A 12872-nucleotide genomic window follows, 5' to 3' on the forward strand; every position below is an offset into this window, starting at 1 on the left:
GATTCATCGAGGATAGGCGATGCGTACGGTCCAGCCGCCTGCGCGTGACGAGGGTTTCACGTAAAACAGAACCGGCGTTTCGTGTGACACGGAGCGAGCGTTTCAGGTCCCGGCCGGGCCGCCGACGCGCTGCTCGTGAGACGACACGGCGGGGCGGAAGACCTCAAGTCTCCCGCCCCGCCGTGCAGTTGGACCACCCAGCGTCAGGGACGCTCGTCGCGATCGGCGGCCTCCTCGGCCTCCTTCGCCTGGACCTCGGGGTCGAGCACGGACTGCCCGCTGCCGTCCACGGAGGTCAGCCGGCCAGACTCGGGAACCTCCGTCGCCGCGGGCGGCTCCACCAGCCAGTCCGGGTTGGCCTGCTTGTCCCACCACTTCCAGGCGGCGAAGGCACCGCCGGCGACGACGCCCACCACCACCAGCATCCTCGCGGCCCGGCCGGCCTTCGCCCGCCGCTCCTGCTTGCGGAGCAGCTTCTGGATCTCCTTCGGTGTGATCTGGCCGCGCAGCGCGGCCAGCACGGCCGCACTCCGTGCGGCGGCCTCGTCCCTGACGGGCCCTGCCGCGGTCACCGCCTGCTCGATCCTCGGCCGGGAGTACTCCGCCGCCTGCCGGGCGGCCTTGCGGGCACGCTCGGCGGCTTCGTGGGCGGCCTGGTCGACCTTCGGCGGCACATGCGACCGGGCCTGTTCCAGATACGGCTGCACACGGGCGCCGTACTGGACACGGGCCTGCCCGGCCGCCTGCGTCACCCGGGGCGCTAGCCGTACGCGTGCCTCGTGTGCGTAGTGCGCGGCCCTGTCCTTGGCCGTGTCGGCGTAGGGCGCCACCACTTCCGCGGCGTGCAGCACGCTGTCCTTCGCCGAACCGGTCGCGGCGCGCACGCTGTCGATGCGGGTCACGGGTTCCTCCTCCTCGGTGGCGTACGGTATTTCGACTTTCCACCCTTTTACGGATCATGCCTGCTGGGGCACTTCCAGGCATGTGCGGGCGAGCATCCGGGTCACGGGAGCCGACTCCGGGCCATCTCCGACCAAAAGCCGATCAAGAGCCGATCGCGTGCAAGAGCGGATGAACAAGGGGGCAACGGGAGCTTGTCGTCGACAATGCCACGGATCGTCGCTCAGCGCTCCCGCCCCGGGGCTACTCGACCGGTTTTCCGCAACCTCCAGTCCCCCTTTTGTGCCGGTGAACCGACGGCGGGCGACGCGGAGCGCGGACCGTGCGAGGATCAGGGGGTCACGGAAAGACAACGGAAGGCAGATCGTGGCTGAGCAGCTCTACGCCACCCTGAAGACCAACCACGGCGACATCGAGGTCCGGCTCTTCCCGAACCACGCGCCGATCACGGTCAAGAACTTCGTCGAGCTCGCCAAGGGCGAGCGGGAGTGGACCAACCCGGCGACCGGTCAGAAGTCCACGGACAAGCTCTACGACGGCACGGTCTTCCACCGGGTGATCAGCGGATTCATGATCCAGGGCGGTGACCCGCTGGGCAACGGCACCGGCGGTCCCGGCTACCAGTTCGAGGACGAGTTCCACCCGGACCTGCGCTTCGACAAGCCCTACCTGCTGGCGATGGCCAACGCTGGCCCGGGCACCAACGGCTCGCAGTTCTTCATCACCGTCGCCCCGACGGCGTGGCTGAACCGCAAGCACACCATCTTCGGCGAGGTCATCGACGCGGCCAGCCAGAAGGTCGTGGACTCCATCGCGAGCGCCCAGACCAACCCGCGCACCGACCGCCCGCTCAACGACGTCGTCATCGAGACGGTCGAGATCGAGACCCGCGAGGGCTGAGCGGACGACCGGCGAGGACCGAGCGACGACTCGCCAGGGCCGAGCACGAAAGCCCCCAGAGGGAACCAAACGCCCCGCTCATCCGTAAGGATGGGCGGGGCGGGGCTTTCTCGCCGCCTCTTTCCCACCTTGGCTGAGGGGATCTCATGGACGACCAGGCTGCGGGCAGCCCGCAGGACGCCCACAGCGTCCCGTGCTGCTACCGCCACCCGGACCGGGAGACCGGCATCCGCTGCACCCGCTGCGAGCGCCCGATCTGCCCCGAGTGCATGGTCAACGCCTCGGTCGGCTTCCAGTGCCCCGACTGCGTCCGCAGCGGCTCCGGCACCGGACACGCGCCCGGCGCCTCCCGGCCCCGCACGATCGCCGGCGGCACGATCGCCGCCGACCCCCACCTGATCACCAAGATCCTGCTCGGCATCAACCTCGCGGTGTTCATCGCCGGCCGGGCCTGGCCGTCCCTCCTGGACCACCTGGTCCTGGTCGGCGCATGGCCCCCGGCACCGTTCGTCGCCACCGAGGGTGTCGCCGGGGGCGAGTGGTACCGCCTGGTCACCTCGATGTTCGCGCACGAGGCCATCTGGCACATCGCCTTCAACATGCTCAGCCTCTGGTGGCTCGGCGGCCCCCTCGAAGAGGCCCTCGGCCGGGTCCGCTATCTCACGCTCTACCTCGTCTCGGGCCTGGCGGGCAGCGCACTGACGTATCTGCTCGCCGCCCCGAGCACCGCCTCGCTCGGCGCCTCCGGCGCGATCTTCGGTCTCTTCGGCGCGATCGGCGTGCTGATGCGCCGGCGCAATTACGACATGCGGCCGATCATCGCCCTTCTGGTGATCAACCTGATCATCACCTTCGGCTGGAGCAACATCGCCTGGCAGGCCCACATCGGCGGCCTCGTCGCCGGCGTCGTGACCGGCTACGCCATGGTCCACGCCCCGCGCGAGCGGCGGGCACTGATCCAGTACGGCACCTGCGCCGTGGTCCTGGCCGTGGTCGTCCTCATCACCCTGCTGAGGACGGCCGAGCTCTCCTGAGCGGCACGGTTGTCCACAGCGTGTGCCGGATCTTGTGCACGCTGTGCGGGAACATGTGTGCCCCCTGTCACCGACCCGCATTTGCGCAGGTCAGGCAGGGGGCGAACGTGTTTTCGACCACTGGTACTTCCGTCATACCGGCGTCAACGCCCGACGGGTTATCCACAGATCGTCGTTTCTTTTCCCCATCATGTGGAAACGGCTGTGGATAACTCAGTGGATAGCCCTGGGCAGAGGTGCGTTCACCGGGAGGTGACCGCTACTTCCACTGCGTCGAGACACCGAATCCGGCGGCGATGAAGCCGAAGCCCACCACGATGTTCCAGTTGCCCAGAGCGTCGATGGGCAGCGAGCCGTCGGTGACGTAGAACACGACGATCCAGACCAGGCCGATGAGGAACAGGGCCAGCATCACGGGCGCGACCCAGCTGCGGCTGGTCAGCTTCAGCGCGGTTGCCTGCTTCGCCGGGGGCGGCGTGTAGTCGGCCTTCTTGCGGATACGTGACTTCGGCACGAGGGTCTCTCCTGTCGATGCGCTGCGTGACCGCGCAGGGAACTGGGTCGGGCTCGGGGCAGCGTACAAGGGGACTCTGAGTGCTCCCCCGGGCGTCCGTTAGCGTAGTGCTTCCGTGGCGCCGAAGGAGATAAGGGTACGTTGAGCAATTCTGCCGACTCCCCCGGGACGGGATCCAGTCCTGCCCCCACGCGCCGTGTGAGGCCCGTGCGGATCCTCACCGTGGGCGTCTTCGCCCTCGCGGGACTCCTGTTCTTCACCAGCTTCAACACCGCCAAGGGCACCAACATCCGCACGGACACCTCCTTGCTGAAGCTGTCCGACCTCATCCACGAGCGCAGCCAGAAGAACGGTGAGCTGGAGGAGTCCAACGCGGCGCTGCGCGAGGACGTCGAGACGCTCGCCGAGCGGGACGACGGCAGCACCAAGGCGGAGGACGACAAACTCGCGGACCTGGAGAAGCGCGCGGGTACGCAGCAGCTGAAGGGCGAGGCGATCACGGTCACGCTCAACGACGCCCCACCCGACGCCACCGCCAAGCTCCCCGGCTACCCCGAGCCGCAGCCGGACTACCTCGTCATCCACCAGCAGGACCTCCAGGCCGTCGTGAACGCGCTGTGGCAGGGCGGCGCCAAGGGCATCAAGGTCATGGACCAGCGGCTGATCTCCACCAGCGCGGTGCGCTGCGTGGGCAACACCCTGATCCTCCAGGGCCGCGTCTACTCACCGCCGTACAAGATCACGGCGGTCGGCGACCCGGAGAAGCTGAAGAAGGCGCTCACGGCGTCCCCGGCGATCCAGAACTACATGGTCTACGTCAACGTCTACGGGCTCGGCTGGAAAGTCGAGGACAACGGGACGGTGACGCTGCCCGGCTACTCCGGCACAGTGGATCTGCACTACGCGAAGCCTGTGGAGTAGCTGCCGCCGGGGGGCACCGTGTCGCTGCGCGTGATCGTCAGGACCGTCAGCGAGCTGTGCGTCACCGCCGGGACCGTGATCGTGCTCTTCGTCGTCTACGTGCTGTTCTGGACCGGCGTGCGGGCCGACGCCGTCATGGACGACCAGATCGACCAGCTGCGCGAGCAGTGGGCGAAGGAGAACCCACGGCCCGCACCCACCGGCGCCGCCCCCGCGAGCCCGCCGAAACCCGCGCCCTACGCGCAGGGCAGGCCCTTCGCGATCATGCACATTCCGCGTCTTGGTTTCACGTGGAACAAGCCCGTTCTCGAAGGCACCTCCACCGGCACCCTGAAAAAGGGCCTCGGCCACTACGCGCACACCGCGCAGCTCGGCCAGAAGGGAAACTTCGCCGTCGCCGGCCACCGGCGCACCCACGGCGACCCCTTCAAGGACTTCCCCAGGCTCAGGCGGGGGGACGCGGTGGTGCTGACCGACGGCACGACCTGGTTCACGTACCGGATCGACAAGGGCCCGTACAAAACCGTGCCCTCGGACATCGAGGTGATCGACCCTGTGCCACGTAAGTCGGGGTATACGCGTCAGGGCCGCTATCTGACCCTGACGACCTGCGAACCGGAATGGGGGCACAGCCACCGGCTGATCGTCTGGGCGCACCTGGACTCCACCCAGCCTGTGGAGGCCGGGAAACCTCAGGCGCTACGCCGTTAGTCTGTTGACGTACGGCGTGAGTCGGGTGCCGTGGTACGACGGAAGGGACGGCATGTACAGCTGGATGTGGCGGCATCTGCCGGGGAACGGATGGGCGAAGGCACTCATCTCACTCGTGCTGATCCTCGCCGTGGTCTACATCCTCTTCCAGTACGTCTTCCCCTGGGCCGAGCCGCTGCTGCCCTTCAACGATGTGACGGTGGACAACCAGTGAGCGCGCGCATTCTCGTCGTCGACAACTACGACAGCTTCGTCTTCAACCTGGTCCAGTACCTGTACCAGCTGGGCGCCGAGTGCCAGGTGCTGCGCAACGACGAGGTGTCGACCGCGCACGCCCAGGACGGTTTCGACGGCGTGCTGCTGTCCCCCGGCCCCGGGACTCCCGAGGAGGCGGGCGTCTGCGTCGACATGGTCCGCCACTGCGCGTCGACCGGCGTCCCCGTCTTCGGCGTGTGCCTCGGCATGCAGTCGATGCAGGTGGCGTACGGCGGTGTCGTGGACCGGGCGCCGGAGCTGCTGCACGGCAAGACCTCGCTGGTCGAGCACGAGGGCAAGGGCGTCTTCGCGGGCCTGCCCTCCCCCTTCACGGCGACCCGCTACCACTCCCTGGCCGCCGAGCCGGCCACCGTACCGGCCGAGCTGGAGGTCACGGCCCGCACGCACGACGGCATCATCATGGGCCTGAGGCACCGTGAACTGCGCGTCGAGGGCGTGCAGTTCCATCCCGAGTCGGTGCTGACCGAGCACGGGCACCGGATGCTGGCCAACTGGCTGGTGGAGTGCGGGGACCAGGGCGCGGTGGCGAGGTCGGCGGGGCTCGCCCCGGTGGTGGGCAGGGCCACGGCGTGACCGCGCTGCGCCCCGAGCGCGAGTCCGGCACCTCGTACGGGCAGCAGGAGCCGTACGGGGCGCAGGGCGCGTTCGAGGACTGGTCGTCGCCGGGGGCCGGGGCGTACGGGGCGGTGCCCGGGGAGTCCTACGGCCAGGAGCCGCTCGAGACGCCGTACGAGTCCCCCATCGACGAGGAGACGGTGGCGCTGCGGATACCGGATCCGCCGCCGTCCGTATCCGCCGGGTCCGCCGCGGCGGCCCGGCCCGCCCCCGGTGGCCGGGCGGCCCGCAGGAAGGCCGCCAAACGGCGCCACAGGCGGCACTCGGGCTCGCGGCACGCCGCGGAGGCCGCCGAGGACACGGGCACCCCTCAGGCGCCGCTGTCGCGTCTGGAGGCGCGTCGGCAGGCGCGGGCGCGCAGGCCGAGCCCGGCCGTGGTCGCCAGCCGGGCGATCGGTGAGGTGTTCATCACCACCGGCGTGCTGATGCTGCTGTTCGTCAGCTACCAGCTGTGGTGGACGAACATCCGGGCGCACGCGCAGGCGGACAGGGAGACGAGCAGCCTCCAGGACGACTGGGCCAGCGGCAAACGCAACCCGGGTGCCTTCGAGCCGGGGCAGGGCTTCGCCATCCTGCACATCCCGAAGCTGGACGTGGTCGTGCCGATCGCCGAGGGCACCAACAACAAGAAGGTGCTCGACCGGGGCATGGTCGGCCACTACGCCGACGGCGCGCTCAAGACGGCGATGCCGGACGACAAGACCGGCAACTTCGGGCTCGCGGGGCACCGCAATACGCACGGCGAGCCGTTCCGGTACATCAACCGGCTCCAGCCGGGCGACCCCATCGTCGTCGAGACGCAGGACACGTACTTCGTCTACAAGATGGCGTCGATCCTGCCGGTGACCTCGCCGAGCAACGTCAGCGTCCTCGACCCGATCCCGAAGGGCTCCGGCTTCACCGCGCCCGGGCGCTACATCACGCTCACCACGTGCACGCCGGAGTTCACCAGCAAGTACCGGATGATCGTCTGGGGCAAGATGGTCGAGGAACGGCCGCGCAGCAAGGGCAAGCCGGATGCGCTCGTCAGTTAAGGGCAGAGGAAACGTGGCAGCGACCGCCGACGAAACCGCAGACAACACCGACACGTCCGCGTCCCCGCCGCCCGGCGCACGCCGCCGCGGCACCGGCCGGATCGCGATGGCGGTCAGCGTCTTCGGGGAACTCCTCATCACCGGGGGACTGGTCCTCGGCCTGTTCGTCGTCTACTCGCTGTGGTGGACGAACGTCATCGCGGACCGCGCGGCGGACCAGCAGGCCGACAAGGTCCGTGACAACTGGACCCACGAGTCCGACGGCGGCGGCCCCGTCTCCTTCGACAGCAAGGACGGCATCGGCTTCCTGCACGTGCCCGCGATGAGCAGGGACGAGATCCTCGTCGAGAAGGGCACGTCGATGAAGGTTCTCAACGACGGCGTCGCCGGCTACTACACCGACCCCGTCAAGGCGACCCTGCCGACGTCGGACAAGAAGGGCAACTTCTCCCTCGCGGCCCACCGCGACGGCCACGGCGCCAAGTTCCACAACATCGACAAGATCAAGAAGGGCGACCCGATCGTCTTCGAGACGAAGGACAAGTGGTACGTCTACAAGACCTACGCCATCCTTCCCGAGACCTCGAAGTACAACGTCCAGGTCCTGTCGAAGATCCCGGAGGAGTCCGGCAAGAAGAAGGCCGGCCACTACATCACGCTGACGACGTGCACGCCGGTGTACACGAGCCGGTACCGGTACATCGTGTGGGGCGAGCTGGAGCGGGTGGAGAAGGTGGACGAGGAGCGTACGCCGCCCAAGGAGCTGCGCTGACCACAGGGTGGGCGTGACAGGGCCCCGGCACCCTGAGGGGGTGCCGGGGCCCTTGTCGTACGGAGGCCTGTGAGTCGGGCTCAGTCGTCCTCGCTGCGGCCACCGGTGAGGCCGCCGAAGAGGCCGCCGTTGTCGCCGCCTCCGTTGTTGTTGCCGTTGCCGCCGCCGGCGGTCGTCAGCGTGATCGTCTGGCCGCCCGGGTTGTCGACCTCGGTGCCCGGCTGCGGGTCCTGCTGGGTCACCACCGCGTTGTCGTCCTGGGGACCGGAGACCTGGATGTTGGTGAACCCCTGCTGCTGCAGGATCTGCCTGGCCTGCGCCAGGGGCCGCAGCCGGACCTCCGGCACCTGCGCCTTCTGCTGCTTGGCCTTGCCGATCTTGATGTCGACCGACGAGCCCTTGTCCACCTGGGTGTTGGCCGACGGCGTCGTCGAGATGACCTTGCCGACCTGGTTCGGGTCGTCGACCTCCACCTCGGTGCAGTTGCCGACCAGTTCGTTGGCCGTCATCTGGGCCTTGGCCTCGTCACAGGACTTGTTGACGACGTCGGGAACGGTGGACTTCGCGGCCTCCTTGGCGACCGTGAGGGTGATCGTGCTGCCCTTCTCCTGATCCGTGTCGCCCTCCGGGTCCTGGGAGATGACGACACCCGGGGTCCGGTCGGACACCTCCGTCTTCTGCTCGACCTGGAAACCCTTGTCCTCGAGCACGGACTTCGCCTTCTCGTAGGTCAGGCCTGTGACGTCCGGCACGGTCACCTTCGGCGCCCCGGTGGACACGACCAGGTTGACCGTGGACTGCTTCTTGACGCTGGTGCCCGGCGTCGGATCCTGCGAGCAGACCTTGCCCTTGCTCTGGTTCTCGCAGGGCTTTCGTTCGATCTGCAGCTTCAGGTCGGCGTTGGTCGCCAGCGTCTGGGCCTTCTTCTCGGTCTCGCCCACGAAGGGGGGCGTCGCGACGGTGTCGTTGCTCGCGCCGCCGGTGCCACTGACCACCCACCGCCCGATCAGAATCGCACCGACGAGCACCAGGACGCCCGCCAGGACCAGCAGCACCGTCGAGGTGTTCGACTTGCGTTGCTGCTGGCGGCGCCGGTCGGGGCGGTCGTCGTAGCCGAAGCCGCCGTCGTCCGGGTTCATGGGCGGCAGCATCGACGTGGTGCCCGCGCCGGAGTCCGCGCGCAGGGCCGTCGTCGGCTGGTCGTCGGGGTAGCCGCCGTAGCCGACCGAGCCCATGGCCGCCGTCGCCGCGACCGGCTGGCCGTCGAGGCAGGCCTCGATGTCGGCGCGCATCTCGTCGGCGGACTGGTAGCGGTAGTCGGGGTCCTTGACCAGCGCCTTGAGGACGATCGCGTCCATCTCCGGCGTGATCTCGGGGTCGAAGACGCTCGGCGCCTGCGGTTCCTCCCGCACGTGCTGGTAGGCGACCGCGACCGGGGAGTCCCCGACGAAGGGCGGGCGCACGGTGAGCAACTCGTAGAGCAGGCAGCCCGTGGAGTACAGGTCGGACCGGGCGTCGACCTGCTCGCCCTTGGCCTGCTCCGGCGACAGGTACTGGGCGGTGCCGATGACCGCCGCCGTCTGCGTCATCGTCATGCCGGCGTCGCCCATGGCGCGGGCGATGCCGAAGTCCATCACCTTGACCTGGCCGTTGCGCGTCAGCATGACGTTGGCCGGCTTGATGTCGCGGTGGACGATGCCGTTGCGGTGGGCGTACTCCAGGCCCTGGAGGATGCCGATGGTCATCTCCATGGCGCGCTCCGGCAGCAGCTTGCGGCCGGAGTGCAGCAGCTCACGCAGCGTGGAGCCGTCGACGTACTCCATGACGATGTACGGGATCGAGACCCCGTCGATGTAGTCCTCGCCCGTGTCGTAGACCGCGACGATCGCGGGATGGTTGAGCGAGGCGGCCGACTGGGCCTCCCGGCGGAACCGGGCCTGGAAGGACGGGTCGCGCGCGAGGTCCGCGCGCAGCGTCTTCACCGCCACGGTGCGGCCGAGACGGGTGTCATGCGCGAGGTATACCTCCGCCATGCCACCACGGCCGAGCACCTGGCCCAGCTCGTACCGGCCGCCGAGGCGACGCGGCTCTTCCATAGCTACCTACCAGCCCTCTCCGTCGGTCCCGACCGGCACGCTTGTACGGTCGGAGGCTGCCGTCCGGGCCTACCGTACCCGGCTCGCTTTGTGTGACCTGGCCAAGCCCGTCACCCGATACAGGACCGGTATCGCAACGTGCACGGATGTGAAGCAGACGTGAGCAGGGTCACTGCTTGCTCTTGACGACCGCCTCCATCACGTCCCTCGCGATCGGCGCCGCGAGGCCGCCGCCGGAGATGTCGTCGCGGTTGGCGTTCTCGTCCTCGATCACGACCGCCACGGCGACCGGCGCCTCGTTGCCGGTCTTGGCGTACGAGATGAACCAGGCGTACGGGTTCTCGCTGTTGTCGACACCGTGCTGGGCGGTACCGGTCTTGCCGCCCACCGTGACGCCGGGGATCTGCGCCCGCGTGCCCGTGCCCTTGTCGACGACGGTCTCCATCATCGACTGCAGGATCTGCGCGTGCTCCGGCGTCAGCGGCCGGCTCAGCTCCTCCGGCTCGGTCTTCTCGATGGGGTCGAGGCCGCGGGACTGGAGTTCGTCGACCATGTACGGCTTCATCAGCTTGCCGTCGTTGGCGACGGCCGAGGCGACCATGGCCATCTGCAGCGGGGTTGTGGCGGTCTCGAACTGGCCGATGGAGCTCAGCGCGGTCTGCGGGCGGTCCATCTCCTCGGGGAAGGTGGAGGCGCTGGCGCGCACCGGCGTGAACTGCTCCTCGTTGAAGCCGAACTTCTTCGCCGTCTCCAGCATCTTGTCCTTGCCGAGGTCGGAACCGACCTTGCCGAAGACGGTGTTGCAGGACACCCGCAGCGCCTCGCGCAGGGTGGCGTTCTCGCAGGGCAGGTCGCCCTCGTTCTTCAGCTCGGTCGTGGTGTCCGGCATGGTCCACGGCAGCGGCGAGTCGGTCTTCTGGTCCGCGTCCGTGTACAGGCCGTGCTCCAGGGCGGCGGCCGCGGTGACCACCTTGAAGGTGGAGCCCGGCGGGTAGGTCTCGCGCAGCGCCCGGTTGAGCATCGGGTCGTCGGGGTTGTTCTTCTTCTGCAGCTTCTGCCAGGCCTTGGCGTCGGACTCGCCGTCACCGGCGATCGTCGACGGGTCGTAGGACGGGTACGACGCCAGCGCCAGGATCTTGCCGGTGGACGGCTCCAGGGCCACCACCGCGCCCTTGCCGCCCTGCCGCTTCAGGCCGTTGTACGCGGCCTTCTGCGCGGCGGCGTCGAGGGTGGTGACGACGTTGCCGCCCTCCTTCTTCTTGCCCGTGAGCATGTCGAGCGTGTTGCGGAAGAAGAGCCGGTCGTCGTTGCCGGTGAGGATGCCGTCCTCGATGGACTCCAGCTGGTTGGCGCCGTAGGCCTGCGAGACGAAGCCGGTGACGGGCGCCCACATGGCGCCGTTCTTGTAGGTGCGCTTGTACTTGAAGTCGCCCGAGGTGGTGGCGTAGCCGGTGATCGGGTCGCCGCCGACGATGATGTCGCCGCGCGGTGAGGCGTAGCGCTCGATGGCGACGCGGCGGTTGTGCTCGTCGGTGCGCAGCTCGTCCGCCTTCACGTACTGCAGCCAGTTGTCACGGATGAGCAGGGTGAGGATCAGCAGGCCACAGAAGATCGCGATCCGGCGCAGGGGCTTGTTCACGGTCGGACCACCTGGGTCATCTCGGCGTCGGGGTTGCTGGCGGGGGCGGGCGCCGGGCGGCGGGCGGTGTCGCTGATCCTGAGCAGGATGCCGATCAGCGCCCAGTTGGCGATGACGGAGGAACCGCCGTATGCCAGGAACGGCATCGTCATACCGGTCAGCGGGATGAGGCCCATCACACCGCCGGCGACGACGAACACCTGCAGCGCGAAGGCGCCGGACAGGCCGATGGCGAGCAGCTTGCCGAACGGGTCGCGGGCGGCGAGGGACGTGCGCACGCCGCGCTCCACGATCAGCGCGTACAGCAGCAGCAGGGCCATGACGCCGGCCAGGCCCAGTTCCTCGCCGAAGGTGGCGAGGATGAAGTCGGAGTTGGCGGCGAACCGGATCAGGTCGGAGTGGCCCTGGCCCCAGCCGGTGCCGAGGGTGCCGCCGGAGCCGAACGCCCACAGGGCCTGCATGGCCTGCTCGGAGTGGCCGCCGACGCCCTGGCGGGAGAGCGTGTACTCCTTCATCGGGTCGAGCCAGGCCTGGACGCGCTGCTGGACGTGCGGTTCGAAGCTGGCCACACCGACGGCGCCGGCGGCGGACATCAGCAGGCCGAAGACGATCCAGCTGGTCCGCTCGGTGGCGACGTACAGCATGATCACGAACATGCCGAAGAACAGCAGCGAGGTACCGAGGTCGGTCTCGAAGACCAGGATGAGGATCGAGATCGCCCACACGACGACGATCGGGCCGAGGTCGCGGCCGCGCGGCAGGTACAGGCCCATGAAGCGGCGGCTGGCGAGCGCGAGCGCGTCCCGCTTGACCATGAGGTAACCGGCGAAGAACACCGCGAGGACGATCTTCGCGAACTCACCGGGCTGGATGGAGAATCCGGCGACCGAGATCCAGATCTTGGCGCCGTAGAGGTTCTTGCCGAGGCCCGGCACCAGCGGCAGCAGCAGCAGGAACAGCGCACCGATCATGGAGATGTAGGTGTAGCGCTGCAGGACGCGATGGTCCTTGAGGAAGATCAGCACCACGATGAACAGTGCGATGCCCATCGCCGTGTACAGCAGCTGCCGGGGCGCGGCCGTGCCCGCCTGGTCGATCTGCTGGAGCAGCCTGGACTGGTCGAGCCGCCAGATGGCGACGAGCCCGAGCCCGTTCAGCAGCGTGGCCAGCGGCAGCATCAGCGGGTCCGCGTACGGCGCGAACTTGCGTACGACCAGATGGCCGACGCCGGCCAGCAGGCCGAGGCCCAGACCGTAGCTCAGCAGCCCGGACGGCACCTCGTCGTTGATGGCCAGCCCGACGTTGGCGTAGGCGAACACCGGGATGACGACGGCGAACACCAGCAGGGCGAGTTCGGTGTTGCGCCGGCTCGGCGCTCCGATCGCGCCGATCGTGGACGTGTGGTGCGTCGGCGAGTTGGTAGTACTGCTCATCGTGTGACGGGGCCTCTCACGGCTTGC

Annotated in this window: 13 protein-coding genes; 8 read left to right on the forward strand and 5 right to left on the reverse strand. The window is 68.7% G+C overall.

What is annotated here, in order from left to right:
• Positions 1-203 precede the first annotated feature (203 nt).
• Positions 204-902 (reverse strand): DUF5324 family protein, encoded by a 699-nt coding sequence (locus ACYVMZ_RS18020; protein WP_461080725.1) that lies wholly within the window; start codon positions 900-902, stop codon positions 204-206.
• 364 nt (positions 903-1266) lie between these two features.
• Between ACYVMZ_RS18020 and ACYVMZ_RS18025 the strand changes: the two genes are divergently transcribed.
• The gene (locus tag ACYVMZ_RS18025; protein ID WP_461080727.1) at positions 1267-1800 is read left to right on the forward strand and encodes a peptidylprolyl isomerase; all 534 of its coding nucleotides are present in this window, start codon (positions 1267-1269) and stop codon (positions 1798-1800) included.
• Between the two features lie 146 nt (positions 1801-1946).
• Positions 1947-2834, forward strand: a complete 888-nt coding sequence (locus ACYVMZ_RS18030) for a rhomboid family intramembrane serine protease (RefSeq protein ID WP_461080729.1) — start codon at positions 1947-1949, stop codon at positions 2832-2834.
• A gap of 259 nt (positions 2835-3093) precedes the next feature.
• Here the strand turns inward: ACYVMZ_RS18030 and crgA are convergent, their stop codons facing one another.
• A complete protein-coding gene (gene crgA / locus ACYVMZ_RS18035; RefSeq protein WP_461080731.1) occupies positions 3094-3348 on the reverse strand; it encodes a cell division protein CrgA in 255 nt (84 codons plus the stop codon).
• Positions 3349-3489: 141 nt separating this feature from the next.
• Here crgA and ACYVMZ_RS18040 point away from each other — a divergent pair, with 141 nt between their 5' ends.
• Genes ACYVMZ_RS18040 through ACYVMZ_RS18065 form a run of 6 tightly spaced genes read left to right on the forward strand, consistent with a single transcriptional unit; the run spans position 3490 to position 7677 of the window.
• Positions 3490-4269: a DUF881 domain-containing protein gene (locus tag ACYVMZ_RS18040; protein ID WP_461080733.1), complete on the forward strand. Its 780-nt coding sequence runs from the start codon at positions 3490-3492 to the stop codon at positions 4267-4269.
• A gap of 24 nt (positions 4270-4293) precedes the next feature.
• Positions 4294-4980: a class E sortase gene (locus ACYVMZ_RS18045; protein ID WP_461080937.1), complete on the forward strand. Its 687-nt coding sequence runs from the start codon at positions 4294-4296 to the stop codon at positions 4978-4980.
• Between the two features lie 52 nt (positions 4981-5032).
• Positions 5033-5194: a hypothetical protein gene (locus ACYVMZ_RS18050; protein ID WP_461080735.1), complete on the forward strand. Its 162-nt coding sequence runs from the start codon at positions 5033-5035 to the stop codon at positions 5192-5194.
• A complete protein-coding gene (locus ACYVMZ_RS18055) occupies positions 5191-5829 on the forward strand; it encodes an aminodeoxychorismate/anthranilate synthase component II (protein ID WP_461080737.1) in 639 nt (212 codons plus the stop codon). The genes ACYVMZ_RS18050 and ACYVMZ_RS18055 overlap by 4 nt, the downstream gene beginning before the upstream one ends.
• Positions 5826-6905 (forward strand): class E sortase, encoded by a 1080-nt coding sequence (locus ACYVMZ_RS18060; protein ID WP_461080739.1) that lies wholly within the window; start codon positions 5826-5828, stop codon positions 6903-6905. Before ACYVMZ_RS18055 ends, ACYVMZ_RS18060 begins: the two co-directional genes overlap by 4 nt.
• 13 nt (positions 6906-6918) lie before the next feature.
• Positions 6919-7677: a class E sortase gene (locus ACYVMZ_RS18065; RefSeq protein ID WP_461080741.1), complete on the forward strand. Its 759-nt coding sequence runs from the start codon at positions 6919-6921 to the stop codon at positions 7675-7677.
• A gap of 80 nt (positions 7678-7757) precedes the next feature.
• Here ACYVMZ_RS18065 and pknB read toward each other — a convergent pair whose 3' ends face one another.
• From pknB to ACYVMZ_RS18080, 3 genes are all read right to left on the reverse strand, one after another.
• Entirely contained in the window at positions 7758-9773 is a 2016-nt protein-coding gene (pknB, locus tag ACYVMZ_RS18070) for a Stk1 family PASTA domain-containing Ser/Thr kinase (RefSeq protein WP_461080743.1), read from the reverse strand.
• A 169-nt stretch (positions 9774-9942) separates the two neighbouring features.
• Positions 9943-11412 carry a peptidoglycan D,D-transpeptidase FtsI family protein gene (locus ACYVMZ_RS18075; protein ID WP_461080745.1) on the reverse strand — a complete coding sequence of 490 codons (1470 nt, stop codon included), beginning with the start codon at positions 11410-11412 and terminating at the stop codon, positions 9943-9945.
• The gene (locus ACYVMZ_RS18080; protein ID WP_461080747.1) at positions 11409-12845 is read right to left on the reverse strand and encodes an FtsW/RodA/SpoVE family cell cycle protein; all 1437 of its coding nucleotides are present in this window, start codon (positions 12843-12845) and stop codon (positions 11409-11411) included. Before ACYVMZ_RS18080 ends, ACYVMZ_RS18075 begins: the two co-directional genes overlap by 4 nt.
• Positions 12846-12872 lie beyond the last annotated feature (27 nt).

Source organism: Streptomyces deserti (assembly GCF_054782695.1).

Bases quoted from the DNA above. Each gene is read 5' to 3' on its own strand.
- ACYVMZ_RS18030 (WP_461080729.1), top strand. From the start codon at position 1,947: ATGGACGACCAGGCTGCGGGCAGCCCGCAGGACGCCCACAGCGTCCCG.
- ACYVMZ_RS18050 (WP_461080735.1), top strand. From the start codon at position 5,033: ATGTACAGCTGGATGTGGCGGCATCTGCCGGGGAACGGATGGGCGAAG.
- pknB (WP_461080743.1), bottom strand. From the start codon at position 9,773: ATGGAAGAGCCGCGTCGCCTCGGCGGCCGGTACGAGCTGGGCCAGGTG.
- ACYVMZ_RS18080 (WP_461080747.1), bottom strand. From the start codon at position 12,845: ATGAGCAGTACTACCAACTCGCCGACGCACCACACGTCCACGATCGGC.